18 protein-coding genes and 1 pseudogene are annotated in these 13258 nt (G+C 64.0%); 11 read left to right on the top strand and 8 right to left on the bottom strand.

All coding sequences use genetic code 11. The annotated features are described in order from the left end of the window. Positions 1 to 69 precede the first annotated feature (69 nt). From AC0L3A_RS06075 to AC0L3A_RS06065, 3 genes are all read left to right on the top strand, one after another. Positions 70 to 837 carry an SDR family NAD(P)-dependent oxidoreductase gene (locus tag AC0L3A_RS06075; protein ID WP_007600732.1) on the top strand — a complete coding sequence of 256 codons (768 nt, stop codon included), beginning with the start codon at positions 70 to 72 and terminating at the stop codon, positions 835 to 837. A gap of 222 nt (positions 838 to 1059) precedes the next feature. After that, positions 1060 to 1308: a helix-turn-helix domain-containing protein gene (locus AC0L3A_RS06070; protein ID WP_027519697.1), complete on the top strand. Its 249-nt coding sequence runs from the start codon at positions 1060 to 1062 to the stop codon at positions 1306 to 1308. A gap of 112 nt (positions 1309 to 1420) precedes the next feature. Continuing rightward, a complete protein-coding gene (locus tag AC0L3A_RS06065) occupies positions 1421 to 1930 on the top strand; it encodes a collagen-like domain-containing protein (RefSeq protein WP_007600730.1) in 510 nt (169 codons plus the stop codon). Positions 1931 to 1945: 15 nt separating this feature from the next. On the opposite strand, the gene AC0L3A_RS06060 is transcribed toward AC0L3A_RS06065, so the two are convergent. After that, positions 1946 to 2161 carry a hypothetical protein gene (locus tag AC0L3A_RS06060; RefSeq protein ID WP_007600728.1) on the bottom strand — a complete coding sequence of 72 codons (216 nt, stop codon included), beginning with the start codon at positions 2159 to 2161 and terminating at the stop codon, positions 1946 to 1948. A 96-nt stretch (positions 2162 to 2257) separates the two neighbouring features. After that, positions 2258 to 2524: a DUF2277 domain-containing protein gene (locus tag AC0L3A_RS06055; RefSeq protein ID WP_007600726.1), complete on the bottom strand. Its 267-nt coding sequence runs from the start codon at positions 2522 to 2524 to the stop codon at positions 2258 to 2260. A gap of 125 nt (positions 2525 to 2649) precedes the next feature. Between AC0L3A_RS06055 and AC0L3A_RS06050 the strand changes: the two genes are divergently transcribed. The 4 genes and pseudogenes from AC0L3A_RS06050 (at position 2650) to AC0L3A_RS06035 (ending at position 5149) form a co-directional block, all read left to right on the top strand. Further along, entirely contained in the window at positions 2650 to 3726 is a 1077-nt protein-coding gene (locus AC0L3A_RS06050; protein WP_473253827.1) for an alpha/beta fold hydrolase, read from the top strand. A 171-nt stretch (positions 3727 to 3897) separates the two neighbouring features. Further along, positions 3898 to 4242, top strand: coding sequence for a hypothetical protein (locus tag AC0L3A_RS06045; protein ID WP_007600723.1), 345 nt, complete (start codon positions 3898 to 3900; stop codon positions 4240 to 4242). 60 nt (positions 4243 to 4302) lie between these two features. Then, positions 4303 to 4515, top strand: a pseudogene (locus AC0L3A_RS06040) (DoxX family protein); the annotation flags it as partial. Between the two features lie 31 nt (positions 4516 to 4546). After that, positions 4547 to 5149, top strand: a complete 603-nt coding sequence (locus AC0L3A_RS06035) for an MSMEG_1061 family FMN-dependent PPOX-type flavoprotein (RefSeq protein ID WP_007600722.1) — start codon at positions 4547 to 4549, stop codon at positions 5147 to 5149. Positions 5150 to 5279: 130 nt separating this feature from the next. Here AC0L3A_RS06035 and bfr read toward each other — a convergent pair whose 3' ends face one another. From bfr to AC0L3A_RS06020, 3 genes are all read right to left on the bottom strand, one after another. Next, on the bottom strand, positions 5280 to 5768 hold the full coding sequence (gene bfr / locus AC0L3A_RS06030; RefSeq protein WP_007600720.1) for a bacterioferritin: 489 nt from the start codon (positions 5766 to 5768) through the stop codon (positions 5280 to 5282). 132 nt (positions 5769 to 5900) lie between these two features. Beyond that, complete coding sequence (locus AC0L3A_RS06025) at positions 5901 to 6173, bottom strand: (2Fe-2S)-binding protein (protein ID WP_007600718.1); 273 nt, start codon at positions 6171 to 6173, stop codon at positions 5901 to 5903. Positions 6174 to 6334: 161 nt separating this feature from the next. Further along, entirely contained in the window at positions 6335 to 6634 is a 300-nt protein-coding gene (locus AC0L3A_RS06020) for a hypothetical protein (RefSeq protein ID WP_354201078.1), read from the bottom strand. Between the two features lie 135 nt (positions 6635 to 6769). Here AC0L3A_RS06020 and AC0L3A_RS06015 point away from each other — a divergent pair, with 135 nt between their 5' ends. After that, positions 6770 to 7114: a hypothetical protein gene (locus AC0L3A_RS06015; RefSeq protein ID WP_219685473.1), complete on the top strand. Its 345-nt coding sequence runs from the start codon at positions 6770 to 6772 to the stop codon at positions 7112 to 7114. A gap of 212 nt (positions 7115 to 7326) precedes the next feature. After that, positions 7327 to 7611 (top strand): hypothetical protein, encoded by a 285-nt coding sequence (locus tag AC0L3A_RS06010; protein ID WP_007600714.1) that lies wholly within the window; start codon positions 7327 to 7329, stop codon positions 7609 to 7611. An 89-nt stretch (positions 7612 to 7700) separates the two neighbouring features. On the opposite strand, the gene AC0L3A_RS06005 is transcribed toward AC0L3A_RS06010, so the two are convergent. Both AC0L3A_RS06005 and ettA read right to left on the bottom strand, forming a co-directional pair. Next, on the bottom strand, positions 7701 to 8924 hold the full coding sequence (locus AC0L3A_RS06005) for a lytic murein transglycosylase (protein WP_219685472.1): 1224 nt from the start codon (positions 8922 to 8924) through the stop codon (positions 7701 to 7703). A 7-nt stretch (positions 8925 to 8931) separates the two neighbouring features. After that, positions 8932 to 10581, bottom strand: a complete 1650-nt coding sequence (ettA, locus tag AC0L3A_RS06000; protein ID WP_007600707.1) for an energy-dependent translational throttle protein EttA — start codon at positions 10579 to 10581, stop codon at positions 8932 to 8934. A 232-nt stretch (positions 10582 to 10813) separates the two neighbouring features. Here ettA and AC0L3A_RS05995 point away from each other — a divergent pair, with 232 nt between their 5' ends. Together AC0L3A_RS05995 and AC0L3A_RS05990 are read left to right on the top strand one after the other, a co-directional pair. Beyond that, positions 10814 to 11029, top strand: a complete 216-nt coding sequence (locus AC0L3A_RS05995; RefSeq protein WP_007600706.1) for a hypothetical protein — start codon at positions 10814 to 10816, stop codon at positions 11027 to 11029. A 104-nt stretch (positions 11030 to 11133) separates the two neighbouring features. Next, positions 11134 to 12096, top strand: a complete 963-nt coding sequence (locus AC0L3A_RS05990) for a D-2-hydroxyacid dehydrogenase family protein (RefSeq protein WP_473253826.1) — start codon at positions 11134 to 11136, stop codon at positions 12094 to 12096. A 4-nt stretch (positions 12097 to 12100) separates the two neighbouring features. On the opposite strand, the gene AC0L3A_RS05985 is transcribed toward AC0L3A_RS05990, so the two are convergent. Next, complete coding sequence (locus AC0L3A_RS05985) at positions 12101 to 13069, bottom strand: NAD-dependent epimerase/dehydratase family protein (protein WP_473253824.1); 969 nt, start codon at positions 13067 to 13069, stop codon at positions 12101 to 12103. Positions 13070 to 13258: the final 189 nt, after the last annotated feature.

The raw sequence follows: 13258 nt of genomic DNA, 5'->3' as shown, positions 1-13258 counted from the left end.
CGTTTCCGACCCCTTAATTTCGAGTTAGCCTTTCATGAAACTTCGAAAAGAAATCGGGAGGAAATTGTCATGGCATTGCTCGCGAACCACATCGCAATCGTCACGGGCGCCGGTTCGGGCATCGGCCGGGCCATCGCGGCCGGCTACGCCCGCGAGGGCGCGCAAGTGGTGCTGCTCGACGTCAACGCCGACACGGTCGCGGAAGCCGCCGAGGGGATCCGCAAGTCCGGCGGCAAGGCCGAGAGCTTTGCGCTCGATGTCACCAAACGCGACGACTGCTTCGCGCTCGCCAAGCAAGTCGCCGACGAGGTCGGGCAGGTCTCGATCCTCGTCAACAATGCCGGGATCACTCGCCGCAACGCCTTCACCGCGGAGACGGAGACGGTGGCGAAGGACTGGAACGACATCATCTCGCTCAACCTCAACGGCGTCTTCAACATGACGCAGGCGTTCCTGAGCCCGTTGCGCGTAGCGAAGGGCCGCATCGTCAATATCGGCTCGATTCAGTCCTTCGTGCATCTGCGCACGCCGAGCTCGGCGGCCTACACCACCTCGAAACACGGCGTGCTCGGCTTCACCAAGGCGCTCGCGGTCGAGCTCGGCAAGGAGGGCGTGCGCGTCAATGCGATCGGGCCGGGCTTCATCGAGACCAACATCAACGCCAATGTGCGCGCGACCAATCCGGCGCTGGTGCAGGCCTTCGTCGATCACACCCCGCTGGCGCGCACCGGCAAGCCCGAGGACATCGTGGGTCCCGCGATCTTCCTTGCGTCGGACATGTCGGCCTACGTCACGGGAACGATCGTGATGGTGGATGGCGGATACCGGACGGTGTGAGCGGGATGATGCCTGCTTGGCAATGCGGAGTATGCTCGCGGGAACATGCAATCCGTGCCAATCGCGGCGGTGCGGCGGCATTCCCAAGGTCAATTGGTGCGATCGCCCCGCGGTTAACCTTTCGTTAACCAAACCCGCCCACCGTAGATTTACGGCTTGGGGGTCGTTTGTTCTCGATCCGCTTCCAAAGAGGGAGGCGGGCGTTGATCGGGGAGTGTGTCGATGACCACTGTTCATGTCGCTGCGTCCGAACCGGGCGCATATTTCCTTTCACCGAACCAGATCGTTCCGCTGCTGATCGGCGCGACCGTCGACGAGGTCGAGCGTGAGCTCGTCCTGCAGACGCTCGCCCGTTGCGACGGCAATCGCACGCGCGCCTCGCGCGTGCTCGGCCTCTCGGTGCGCACGCTGCGCAACAAGATCAGGCTCTACGCCGCCTCCGGCATCGAGGTGCCGGCCTATCACGACTAGCGCGCGACGTGCGGCCGATTGGTGTTGATCAAGCCCAGGCGCGAGCCCGGCGGAATTGCCGCTGTCGTCAAACGCCGCTAATTAGCTTGCTTCCGGTCAAGGGAGCAGCGGCGTGGCAGACGAACAAAAACGGCAGGGACCTCAGGGACCGCGCGGACGGCAGGGCGAACCGGGGCGGCCGGGACCACAGGGCCATCCGGGCAAGCGGGGCCCCGATGGCGCGCGTGGCAAGCCGGGGCCGCAGGGCAAGCCGGGTCCGATCGGAAAGGCCGGACCACTGGGCAAGCCCGGCCCGCAAGGCAAGCAGGGCGAAGCCGGACCGCGCGGGGCAGCCGGTGCACAGGGACCTGTCGGACCGCAAGGGCCGGCGGGGCCGCAAGGCCCGCGTGGTGAGGCCGGTCCGCCCGGCCCATTGCCGTCGATCGAGCAGGTGCTGCCGTGGCTCGATCAACTGTTCGACGCCTGGGACGAGCGCCGTCGCCAGCGCGAGCGTGAAGCCGCCGAGCGCGAGGCGCTGGAGGCAGCCGTGCAGGAGACCGACGACGCGCCCCTCGGTGACGAGGACGAGGACAGCGAAGGCGACAATCACAGGAAGAAGAAGAAAAAGAAGAAGCACGGCTAGGACTGACAGACGAATCTATTTCGTCCCATTCTCGCGTCGCGGCAGCATGCCCATACGCTCGAACTGCCAGCGCATGGCGCGGTACCAGAGATAACCGACCGCTGCGCCGCACAAGGCCAGGATCACGACGTTCGCGCTCGAGAACGAACCGCTCCACCACGTCATCCACGCTGTCCACAGCAGCGTGAAAACGACGGCACCTGCTTTCAGCGGAAGAAGAGGGCGGCTCATGGTCGTGCTCCCGGGTGTCAAAAGCCCGGCGAACATCATCGCGCGTTGCGACCGCTTTCACCGTGAGCCAGATCACGGAACGGACCTTCGAGCCGCCTAGCCGAAGCGCAGCCGCGAACGTTCCTTGGCCTTTTCCGCCTCGGCCTCACGGTCGCGTGCCGGGGCGTGGGTGTGCAGCGACGTCAGGAGTTTTCGCGCAGCCTCCGCGACCTCCGCCACCGCACGATCGAAGGCCGCCTCGTTGGCCTGCGAAGGCTTGTTAAAGCCGGACAGTTTCCGAACGAACTGGAGCGCGCTGGCGTGGATCTCATCCTCCGTCGCCTCCGGCTCGAAGTTGAACAGCGTCTTGATGTTGCGGCACATGCACTCTCTCCTGACCTTTCCCTCAAGGACGACCGGCGAAAACGAAATCCTACATCCTTCCGGACAGTTCTGCTAAGTTCCGCCGCAACGCGGCCGCCGACCAGAGCCGCACGGGGGAAATAGACATGAAAGCTTCTTGCGCGGCGCTGTCAGCCATCCTGTTGTCCGTCTCTGTGTCGGCCATCTCGACGTTCGCATGGGCGGCCGATTATCCGGCACCGAAGCAGGGCGACTGGGTCGTCAGGGATTTCAAGTTCCACACCGGCGAGACCATGCCGGAGCTGAAGCTGCACTACACCACCGTGGGTGAGCCGAGCGGCCAGCCGGTCCTGGTGCTGCACGGAACCGGCGGCTCGGGCGCGAGCATGCTGTCACCAGCCTTTGCCGGCGAGCTGTTCGGCGCGGGGCAGCCGCTGGATGCCTCCAAATATTACATCATCATCCCCGACAATATCGGCCATGGCAAATCGTCAAAACCGTCCGACGGGATGAAGACGAGCTTCCCGAAATACGATTACGAGGACATGGTCGAAGCCCAGTATCGCCTGGTGACGGAAGGGCTGGGCGTCAAGCACCTGCGGCTCGTCATCGGCAATTCCATGGGCGGCATGCACACCTGGTTGTGGGGCGAAAAATATCCCAAGGCGATGGACGCGCTGATCCCGATGGCCTCGCAGCCGACCGAGATGGCGTCGCGCAACTGGATGCTGCGGCGGATCATGCTCGACACCATCCGCAGCGATCCCGACTACAATGGCGGCAATTACACCAGCCAGCCGCGCATGATGAAATACGCGATCACCGCCTACGGCATCGCGAGCATCGGCGGAACGCTGGCCTATCAATCGCAGGCGCCGACGGCAGCGAAGGCCGACAAGATCGTCGACGAGCGGCTGGCCATGGCGATCACCGCAGATGCCAACGACTTCGTCTACCAGTGGGAGTCCTCGCATGACTACAATGCCCGCGAGAAGCTGGAGGCGATCGAAGCGTCGCTGCTGCTGATCAATTCCGCCGACGACGAACGCAACCCGCCTGAGACCGGCCTCACGGACGCTGCGATGACGCGGGTCAAGAACGGCAAACTGTATCTCATCCCAGCAAGCACGGAGACGCGCGGCCACGGCACCACGGGGAACGCCAAATTCTACAGCGAGCAGGTCCGGCAGTTTCTGCAAACCGCGCCGCAGCGGACGATGTAGGATTGCCAGGCTTGCCGCCATGTTCGCCATGCATCATATGCGGCGCCTCGACGCCGCATATTATTTGAGCATGCATTGCGCTGACAGGTCGGGCTTAATCGCATCAACGATACGAATCGACGCGCGGGGCAATCGCGCGCCAATGGCACGACACGCGATGAGGAGGATCGCATGCACAGGCTCGTACTGTGCGTTTGGCTGGCGGCGCTGACGGGCGCAGCGTTCGCGTTCGACAACGGGCAATATGATCACGTCCCGCCTGACATCCGCGCCTGGTTCAAGAGCGTGATCGCACCGAACGGCGTGCCCTGCTGCGACGTCTCCGACGGCCATCGCACTGAGTACGACGTGCGCAGCGGCGCCTATTGGGTGCCGATCGAGGGACAATGGATGGAGGTGCCCGAGCGCGCCATCATCCGCGACCGCGGCAATCCGGTCGGCCAGGCCGTAGTGTGGTACGTCCATCACCGCGGCGCCATCATCATCAGTTGCTTCGTGCCGGCGGATGCGGTGTAGCGCGATAGCGCCTCGACGCGGTGCTAGCTCGGCCGATGGTTCCTGTGAACGACAGAACGCGCGCTTGCGCTCTATGCGCTTTGCGTGTGGGCGGCAAACATCAAGCATGTCCTGGAGGGCATCGACCTTCCACGCATCCCCAACAGCTGGCTCTACCACGGGCCGCGGCTGGCGCTTCAGCCGGTCCTGATCGGGCGGGCTCTGTATTGCGCTGGCGTGATCGAGTGGCCGCGGCGGCGTGACAAGGGGGATAGCGATCGCGCCGGGAGATGATATTCTCAGGCATTCCACCAGGGAGACCTTCGTGACTGATCTTTGCGCCGAAGACCTCGCCACCATCTATGCCCAGCCGAGCCCACGCGTGATCGCGAAAGCGCGCCCCGCGATCGATGCGCATGCGAAGAAATTCATCGAGATGTCACCGTTCTGCGTGCTCGCGACGTCGGGAGCGGACGGCAGCGTCGATGCCTCACCACGCGGCGGCGGCGTTGGCTTCGTCCACGTCGCCGGCCCCAACCAGCTGCTGATGCCTGATCGCTCCGGCAACAACCGGATCGACAGTTTTCGAAATGTCGTCGAGGGCTCGGGCTTCGTGCATCTGTTGTTCTTCGTCCCCGGATTCGACGAGACGCTGCGCGTCGGCGGCCGCGGCACGCTGTCCGCCGATCCGGACCTGCTCGCCTCGATGGTGGAGTTTGGCAAGCCGCCGCGCGCGGTGCTGAACCTCGCCGTCAGCGAAGTCTATTTCCACTGCGGCAAGGCCCTGATGCGCTCGAAGCTGTGGTCGTCCGAGAAGGTGCCGCGCTCGGTGATGCCGAGCATCGTCGAGGTGGTCCACGAGCAAACCGGCCTTGGTGAGCCGCAGAGTCAGGAGATCGTGGAAGAGCTCTACAAGACGCAGTTGTAGCCGGCTTTCGAACCGCACACGGGCGTCATGCCCGTGCTTGTCCCGGGCATCCACGTCTTCGTTGCAGGGTAGCACGTGGATGGCCGGGACAAGCCCGGCCATGACGAATGGAGAGTGCGGAGTAAGGGACCTAGTGTCCCTCGCCCTCGAGCCCGCCAACGTGCTTCTGGGTGTAGAGTTCGAGGCCGATGCGGCCGATCAGGTCGAGCTGGGTCTCGAGGAAGTCGATGTGGTGCTCCTCGTCGCTCATCAGCTTCTCGAACAGGTCGCGCGTCACATAATCCTTGACGCTGTGGCAGTAGGTCGCCGCTTCCTGGTAGAGCGCCCGCGCGCTCATCTCGGCAGCGAGATCGCACTCGATGATCTCCTTGACGTTCTGGCCGATACGCAAGGGATCGAGCACCTGCATGTTCGGGAAGCCGTCGAAGAACAGGATCCGCTCGGTCAGCTTGTCGGCGTGCTCCATCTCCTCGATGGACTCCTTGCGCCAGACCTTGGACATATCCCGCAGGCCCCAATTGTCGAGGAAGCGGTAGTGCAGCCAGTACTGGTTGATTGCAGTCAGCTCGTGACGCAGTGCCTTGTTGAGATAATCGATAACTTTTGCGTCGCCCTGCATGGTTCACTCCAGCTCTTGCAGTCCAAATCGGCCGTAAACCGAATTTAGAACGCTTCTAAATGAGTTTGAAGACTGGAGCAACCGGCTACGGGACGCAGCCGGTGAAATGCTCAGCCAGGGTTGCGGAAGATTTCAGCAGGCCGCGAGGGCGAACTCGGCCGGCTGGGCCGTCTCGTCATTGGCCGCCACAGTGTGGTTGTGCGGACAGCCGGAGCAGCAGGACGTGGCACAGGGGCCGAGTGCTTCGTCGATAATGGTCTTGATCGTCCGAGCGCAGCGGCCGCATTCGGCGCTACAGCCGAGACACCCATAGACCTGCTTGGCATGGCGCACAGCGTCGTCGGACTCGGCGACGGCGGCGCGGATGTCGTCATCGCTCAGCACGTTACAGGAACAAACGATCATGGAAGCGGCAGGCCCTTTGGTGATGCGCCATCATCGATATTTAAGGGGCCGGCCGGATGCAAAAGGAAAAGGCGGAATTTGAAGCTATTCCAAACTAGCCCGGAAACAGCCTAGAACGGCTCTAAAATAGGGCCTTGCGCTGGATCAAGATTGCGGCGGATCTAGTCGCCCCCGCCGCCTCCACCATCGCCGCCGCCCCCGCAATCTCCGCCACTACTGCCGCTATCGCTGCTGGAACAGCTGCCGCCGTCGGTCGAGCTGCCGGAACTATCGCTGGAAAACCAGCTCCCAAACGAGGAGCCGTCGCTCGTGCCGGTGGCGGTGTCGCCACCGCCATTGCCGCCGGCCCCGGCGCGGGAGCGCCGCTGGCTGCGGTTCTGAAGATGGGTGATCCAGCCGTAGCCGATCGCGAAGACGACCCCGGCAGCGATCAATGCATTTATCATCGCGTTACCCATCATCGCCCTCCCCTGGCTGAGCTGCGGTCCATGTTAATTGGTCGCCCCCGGCAAAGGTGCCGTTCATTGATCATTCAATCGAAATATGGAACTTTACCCTCAAAGAGTTCCCGTGTGCTTTGTTCGAAAGGTCAGCCAATGAAGAAGTCGCTCCTGGCAATCGCTGCCGTCGCCGCGGTGGCCCTTAGCGCCGCTACACCAGCCCAGGCGCAACGCGGCGTCGCGGCGGGCGTGGCAGCCGGAATCATCGGCGGCGCCATTGTCGGCGGGGCGCTGGCCTCTCCGTATTATTACGGACCGGGCCCCGGCCCCGGCTACGCATATGGTCCGGGATATAGCCCGGGCTACTATCCGCCGCGCTACTACGCACCGGGCCCGGGCTACGTCGCCGACGACTATTATGGCGACGGCTGCGTCTGGCAGAAGCAGCGCTTCTGGGACGGTTATGCCTGGCGCGTCCGCCGCGTCAGAGTCTGTGGCTGAAGTCGCCCCAAGCAGATTCATTCCAGATGCGCCGTTCATCTCCGGGCCTGAAAAAGACCGCTTTTTCTCGTCACAGCTCCGTGTGCGTTTACCGCGGATTGACCATTTGCGCGCTTCCTAACTGCAAGGCCAATTCCATCAGAGTCTGCGTGAACCTTTGAACCCCGGACGCTCCTAACAAGGAGCATCCATCTCTCAGGAGAGCCAAGAGTATGAAGAAGACTTTAGTTGCCGCCCTTACGGTTGCGACGATCGCCGGTTCGCTGGTGACCGCCACTCCGTCCGCCCAAGCCCATGACGGCGTCGGCGCCGGCATCGCAGCCGGCCTGATCGGCGGCGCAATCGTCGGCGGTGCCATCGCATCGAGCCGTCCCGCCTATGGCGGACCGGTTTATGTGGCCGAGCCCGGCCCGCCGCCGCCGCCCTGCTACTGGCAGCGCCAGCGCTACTGGGACGGCTACGGCTGGACCGTCCGCCCGGTTCGCGTTTGCTACTGATCTGATCGCACGGCGTTCATGAGCGCCGCGATCGAAGCCCGGCCGAGCACCTCGGCCGGGCTTTTTCTTTGGCGAAGAACTGCGGCTCGCTATCGCGCCTGGATCGAGCGCAGCACCTCTTCGCTCGGCCAGCAATCGACCTTGAGGCCTGCCGACTTCTGGTAGGCGCCGAGCGCAGCGCGCGTCTGCATGCCCGCCTTGCCGTCGATCTTGTCCTTGTAGAGCCCGACGCGCGTGAGCCCGCGCTGCATCGCCTCGACATCCTTGGTGCGCAATTGCTTCGAGGCAGACCACGGCGTCGCGAACGGCTGCGGGCTCGTCATGCGGTCGGCGAGATGGCCGACGAACAGCACGTAGAGATCGGAGAAATTGTATTCCTTGATCACGAAGTAGTTCTTCGTGGTCAGGAAGGACGGGCCGTAGATGCCTTCCGGCTGCAGCAGCGAGGCCGGCTGCGCCTGCTCGGCGGCAGTGAGCTTTTGTCCGCGCACCGGCACAAAGCCTTCGCGCAGCCACTGGCCGATCGGCTTCGTCACCTCGGGCACGCCGGCGGTGCAATCGACCTTGGCCGGAGCTTGCACCTCGTAAGCCCAGCGTACGCCGCTCTGCCAGCCCTTGTTGACGAGCTGCTGCGCGGCGGAGGCCAGCGCATCCGGCACCGAATGCCAGATGTCGATGCGGCCGTCGCGGTCGAAATCGACGCCGTGCTTGTAATATTCGGACGGCAGGAATTGCGTGAGCCCGGTCGCGCCGGCCCACGACGAGCGCATGTCCTTGCGTGTCACCACGCCGTCACCGAGAATTTTCAGCGAGAGGATGAACTCGTTGCGATAGGTGTCCTTGCGGCGGCCGACATAGGCCTGCGTCGCCAGCACGCGCACGAGATCGTAAGGCAGCGTGTAGCGGCCATAGTCGGTTTCGCGGCCCCAGATCGCCAGCATGACGGTGGCGGGCACGCCGGAGTTTTTCTCGATCTCCGTCAGCGCGGGACGATATTTTTGCAGCAGCCGCTGCCCCTCGCCCGCGAGGCGCGCGATCGAGGCTTCCCTGACATAGTCGGCCGGCACCTGCACGAACTCGGCCTGCGACGGCGCCCCCGTTGCGGGCCGCCCCGGCAGGATCAGATCCGGCAGCTTGTAGTCAGGCTCGAGCCCGCGCGTCTCTCGCTCGAACGTCGCGCGCGACACGCCGGCGGCCTCCGCGTCCGGCCACAGCGAGGCGATGAACTGCGCGAAGGCGGCGTCGGCAGCGCGGGCGGGCGACAGGCCGCAGGTGATAGCGATCACCGCAGCGATGAGCACCCGCCGCATCATGCTGAGATCACCGCGTCAGCTTCTTGTACTTCACGCGATGCGGAATGATGCTGTCCTGGCCGAGCCGGCGCATCTTGTCCTTCTCGTAGTCCTGGAAGTTGCCCTCGAACCATTCGACATGGCTGTCGCCTTCGAAGGCCAGGATGTGGGTCGCGATGCGATCGAGGAACCAGCGATCATGGCTGATAATGACGGCGCAGCCGGCGAAATCCTCCAGAGCCTCTTCGAGCGCACGCAGCGTGTCGACGTCGAGGTCGTTGGTCGGCTCGTCGAGCAACAGAACGTTAGCGCCGGATTTCAGCATTTTCGCAAGGTGCACGCGGTTGCGTTCGCCGCCGGAGAGCGCGCCGACTTTCTTCTGCTGGTCGGCGCCCTTGAAGTTGAACGACGAACAATAGCCGCGTGAATTGACTTCCCTCTTGCCGAGCAGGATCAGCTCATTGCCGCCGGAGATCTCCTCCCATACGTTCTTGCTGCCATCGAGCGCGTCGCGCGACTGGTCGACGTAACCGAGATGAACGCTCTCGCCGACCGTGATGGTGCCCTTGTCCGGCTCTTCCTGCTTGGTGATCATCCTGAACAGCGTGGTCTTGCCGGCGCCGTTGGCGCCGATCACGCCGACGATTCCGCCGGGCGGCAGCTTGAAAGTGAGATCGTCGATCAGCATGCGATCGCCGAAACCTTTGCTGAGCCCTTCGAAGTCGACCACGTTCTGACCTAGGCGCTCGGCCACTGGAATCGTGATCTGCGCAGTCTGTGTCTGCTTTTCGCTCGCCTGCTTCAGCAGTTCGTCATAGCGCTGATAGCGCGCCTTGGATTTGGCCTGGCGGGCTTTCGGCGAGGACGCGATCCATTCCTGCTCGCGGGCCAGCGTCTTCTGATGCGCAGCGTCCTCGCGGCCCTCCTGCTCGAGCCGCTTCTGTTTCTGCTGCAGCCAGGACGAGTAATTGCCCTCGTAGGGAATGCCCTTGCCGCGATCGAGCTCGAGAATCCAGCTCGTGACGTTGTCGAGGAAGTAGCGGTCATGGGTGACGATCAGGATCGCGCCGGGATAGTTGCGCAGATGGCCTTCCAGCCACGACACCGATTCCGCGTCGAGATGGTTGGTCGGCTCGTCCAGCAGCAACAACTCAGGCTGGTCGAGCAGCAGCTTGCACAGCGCGACTCGGCGGCGCTCACCGCCAGAGAGTTTCGACACGTCGGCATCGTCAGGCGGACAACGCAGCGCGTCCATGGCCTGGTCGACCTTGCTGTCGAGATCCCAGAGGCCCTGGGCCTCGATCTCGTCCTGCAGCTTGGTCATCTCGTCGGCGGTCTCCTCGGAGTAGTTCATCGCCAGTTCGTTGTAGCGATCGAGGATAGCCTTCTGCTTGGCGACGCCCAGCATGACGTTCTCGCGTACGCTGAGTGCCGGATCGAGATGCGGCTCCTGTTCGAGATAGCCGACGCGGGCGCCCTGGGCGACCCAGGCCTCGCCGTTATATTCCTTGTCGAGGCCTGCCATGATCTTGAGCAGCGTCGACTTGCCCGAGCCGTTGACACCGAGCACGCCGATCTTGGCGTCCGGGTAGAAGCTCAGATGGATGTTATCGAGCACCTTCCGGGTCGGGTAGCTCTTGGTCAGGCCCTGCATGAAATAGATGAACTGGCGCGCCATCGGTCCCGAAAACCTTCGATTTGAGGAAATTTGCTTGCCGCCGATGTAGCGATCCCGCCCCCAAAGGGCAATGTTTTCCCTCCGTTCACCACGGATGAATACGGGCCGGACACCATCCCGCCACCGATCCGGACAATTGAAACTATCTTTTAATAAATCAGGCCAAAGCTCGGTTTCGCGCGGAAACAGCGCCACCCGCTCAGAATGAACGGGAGCACAGCGAGACAGCGTCATGGCCGTGATCGAGACCCATTCCCTTCCCGTTCCGGCGGAAGCCGGCAGCGCCTCCGCATTTGCCTCGGAGATCAAGGGCTTCTGGAAGCGCTTCTTCGCCACCGCTTTCAACCCCTACCGGCCCGAACTGCATTACATGCGCGGCCCCGGCCCCGCCTGGCGCGCCAAGCACGGCATGAATGCGCCGTTCCGGCTCAAGCCCCGCGACCTCTGAGCCCTTATCGCCTGTCGGATTTTTGAAGACGCGAACGGCTTGCGCACGGTCCTGATTGCGCGCAACCATGGCCTGGTTCCACCTCTCGCCATGGAAGAACGCTGATGACGCGGCTGCGCTGTGCAATTCTGGACGACTATTTCAATCTCGCCCTCGAAGTCGCCGATTGGCAAAGCCTGTCCGACCGCATCGACGTCACCGTGTTCAGCCATCCCTTCGCCTCCGAGCAGGCCGCGGCGAGCGCGCTGGCCGACTTCGAGATCGTCTGCGCGATGCGCGAGCGCACCGCGTTCCCCAAGAGCCTGTTCGAGAGCTTGCCGAAGCTGAAGCTGCTGCTGACATCAGGCATGCGCAACGCCTCGATCGACATGGAGGCCGCCAAGGCGCGCGGCGTCACCATCGCCGGCACGCAATATTCACGCGATCCGACTGCGCCCCTCACCATGGGCCTGATCCTGGAACTGACCCGCGGCATCGGCCGCGAGAACGCGCGCATGCATGCGGGCGAGCCCTGGCAGACCTTTGCCGGCGTCGAGATCGAAGGATTGACGCTCGGCGTCGTCGGGCTCGGCAAGCTCGGCAGCAAGATGGCCGGCATTGCGAAGGCGTTCGGCATGAACGTGATCGCCTGGAGCCCGAACCTGACCCCGGAGAAGTGCAAGGATGCCGGCGTCGGCTACGCCACCAAGGAGGAGCTGTTCGCCAAGGCCGATATCGTCAGCATCCATGTGGTGCTGAGCGAGCGCTCGCGCGGGCTGGTCGGGGCTGCCGATCTCGCGCGGATGAAACCGACGGCCTTCCTCGTCAACACCGCGCGCGGGCCGATCGTGGACGAGCAGGCGCTGCTCGAGGCGTTGCAGCAGAAGAGGATTGCAGGCGCCGGCATCGACGTATTCTCGGTCGAGCCGCTGCCAACAGAGCATCCCTTCCGCAAGCTCGACAATCTCGTGCTGACGCCGCATCTCGGCTACGCCACCGAGGACGGCTTGCGCATCCACTACAGCCAGATGGTCGAGGCGATCGACGCCTTCACCAAGGGCGGCGAGCTGCCGCGGAAGCTGGCGTGATGCCTCAGGCCGCCGAGCGGTGGCTGGTGGGCTGCCGTGCCGCATCGGCAAAGCCGTCGCGCCAGGAGGCATGCGCCGGCAGCCAGCCGAGCTCGCGCTTGGCCTTGCCGTTGGAGGCTCCGCGCACCTCCGTCATCATCGCAACCATATGCTCGCCCGCAAGCAGGCGGCCGAGCCAGGCGGGAATGTGACGCGGCGGCTTGGCACCGAGCAATTCGGCCAGCGCGGGCAACCAATCCTTCACCTGCGCCGGATGATCGTCGACGATATTGTAGATGCTGCCGGCGCGCCCGCGTTCGAGCGCGGCAAGCGTGGCAGAGGCGGCATCTTCGGTGTGAATGAACGACCACGTGCCGCCGCCATCGCCGATCACCGGCACACGCCGGTGGCGCAGCTGGTCGATCATCGCAGGCGAGAGCGTGCCCGTGCCGGGTCCATAGAAGAATCCATAGCGCAGCACGATACCCTCCGGCTTCGTCGAAGCGGTGACGCTTCGCTCCAGATACCGGATTGCCTCAAGCGTGCGTCGCAGCTCTCGCGGCGGATGCGGGTCGAGCTCATCGGTCTCGGTCTTCACCGTTCCCCCGGCGCGACTGAAGGTCCAGCCGCAGAAGCTTTGCGCGATGAAGCGCCTGGCGCCGGCCTCGCGTGCGGCATTCAGCAGAATGTCGGTTCCGCGGGTGCGGAGCTCGTTGGTTCGCGCGAAGGCCCGATCGAAATGCCGGAGGTCCGTGGCGGCCGCGAGATCCGTCATCTGGTGAATGACGGCGTCGGGCTTTGCCGCAATCACCGCAGCGTGCATGCTGCCGGCATCGAGGCCGTCGGCGACGACCGGCTCTGCACCCAATCGACGCACCAAATCTGTTTTTGCCGCATTCCGTGTCGTGCCGATCACCGAATGACCCGCGGCGACCAGCGCCGGAACAAGATACTGACCGACCGCGCCGGTCGCGCCCGCAACAAAGATGCGCATCCTGTGCTCCTCAATTCGTTGCAATCCTCCCGGACGTAATCGAGGTGCGGAGCCGTTCAAGTATGCGCAAGTAGGACTTGCGCGCATGCGTCAAATGATGACGGGGGGGGGGGGGGGGGGGGGGGGCGGGCGGCGGGGAGGGGGGGGGGGGGGGGGGGGGGGGGGGGGGGGGGGGGGGGGGGGGGGGGG

The sequence above is a fragment of the Bradyrhizobium sp. MI1.3 genome (assembly GCF_055811695.1).
Note: the sequence above shows the minus strand (reverse complement) of the source record. Positions and strands in the feature narration are given on the sequence as shown.

Excerpts from the sequence above, each read along its gene's own strand:
- AC0L3A_RS06075 (WP_007600732.1), top strand. The coding sequence starts at position 70 with ATGGCATTGCTCGCGAACCACATCGCAATCGTCACGGGCGCCGGTTCG.
- AC0L3A_RS06070 (WP_027519697.1), top strand. The coding sequence starts at position 1,060 with ATGACCACTGTTCATGTCGCTGCGTCCGAACCGGGCGCATATTTCCTT.
- AC0L3A_RS06060 (WP_007600728.1), bottom strand. The coding sequence starts at position 2,161 with ATGAGCCGCCCTCTTCTTCCGCTGAAAGCAGGTGCCGTCGTTTTCACG.
- AC0L3A_RS06055 (WP_007600726.1), bottom strand. The coding sequence starts at position 2,524 with ATGTGCCGCAACATCAAGACGCTGTTCAACTTCGAGCCGGAGGCGACG.
- AC0L3A_RS06050 (WP_473253827.1), top strand. The coding sequence starts at position 2,650 with ATGAAAGCTTCTTGCGCGGCGCTGTCAGCCATCCTGTTGTCCGTCTCT.
- AC0L3A_RS06045 (WP_007600723.1), top strand. The coding sequence starts at position 3,898 with ATGCACAGGCTCGTACTGTGCGTTTGGCTGGCGGCGCTGACGGGCGCA.
- bfr (WP_007600720.1), bottom strand. The coding sequence starts at position 5,768 with ATGCAGGGCGACGCAAAAGTTATCGATTATCTCAACAAGGCACTGCGT.
- AC0L3A_RS06025 (WP_007600718.1), bottom strand. The coding sequence starts at position 6,173 with ATGATCGTTTGTTCCTGTAACGTGCTGAGCGATGACGACATCCGCGCC.
- AC0L3A_RS06020 (WP_354201078.1), bottom strand. The coding sequence starts at position 6,634 with ATGATGGGTAACGCGATGATAAATGCATTGATCGCTGCCGGGGTCGTC.
- AC0L3A_RS06015 (WP_219685473.1), top strand. The coding sequence starts at position 6,770 with ATGAAGAAGTCGCTCCTGGCAATCGCTGCCGTCGCCGCGGTGGCCCTT.
- AC0L3A_RS06010 (WP_007600714.1), top strand. The coding sequence starts at position 7,327 with ATGAAGAAGACTTTAGTTGCCGCCCTTACGGTTGCGACGATCGCCGGT.
- AC0L3A_RS06005 (WP_219685472.1), bottom strand. The coding sequence starts at position 8,924 with ATGATGCGGCGGGTGCTCATCGCTGCGGTGATCGCTATCACCTGCGGC.
- ettA (WP_007600707.1), bottom strand. The coding sequence starts at position 10,581 with ATGGCGCGCCAGTTCATCTATTTCATGCAGGGCCTGACCAAGAGCTAC.
- AC0L3A_RS05995 (WP_007600706.1), top strand. The coding sequence starts at position 10,814 with ATGGCCGTGATCGAGACCCATTCCCTTCCCGTTCCGGCGGAAGCCGGC.
- AC0L3A_RS05990 (WP_473253826.1), top strand. The coding sequence starts at position 11,134 with ATGACGCGGCTGCGCTGTGCAATTCTGGACGACTATTTCAATCTCGCC.
- AC0L3A_RS05985 (WP_473253824.1), bottom strand. The coding sequence starts at position 13,069 with ATGCGCATCTTTGTTGCGGGCGCGACCGGCGCGGTCGGTCAGTATCTT.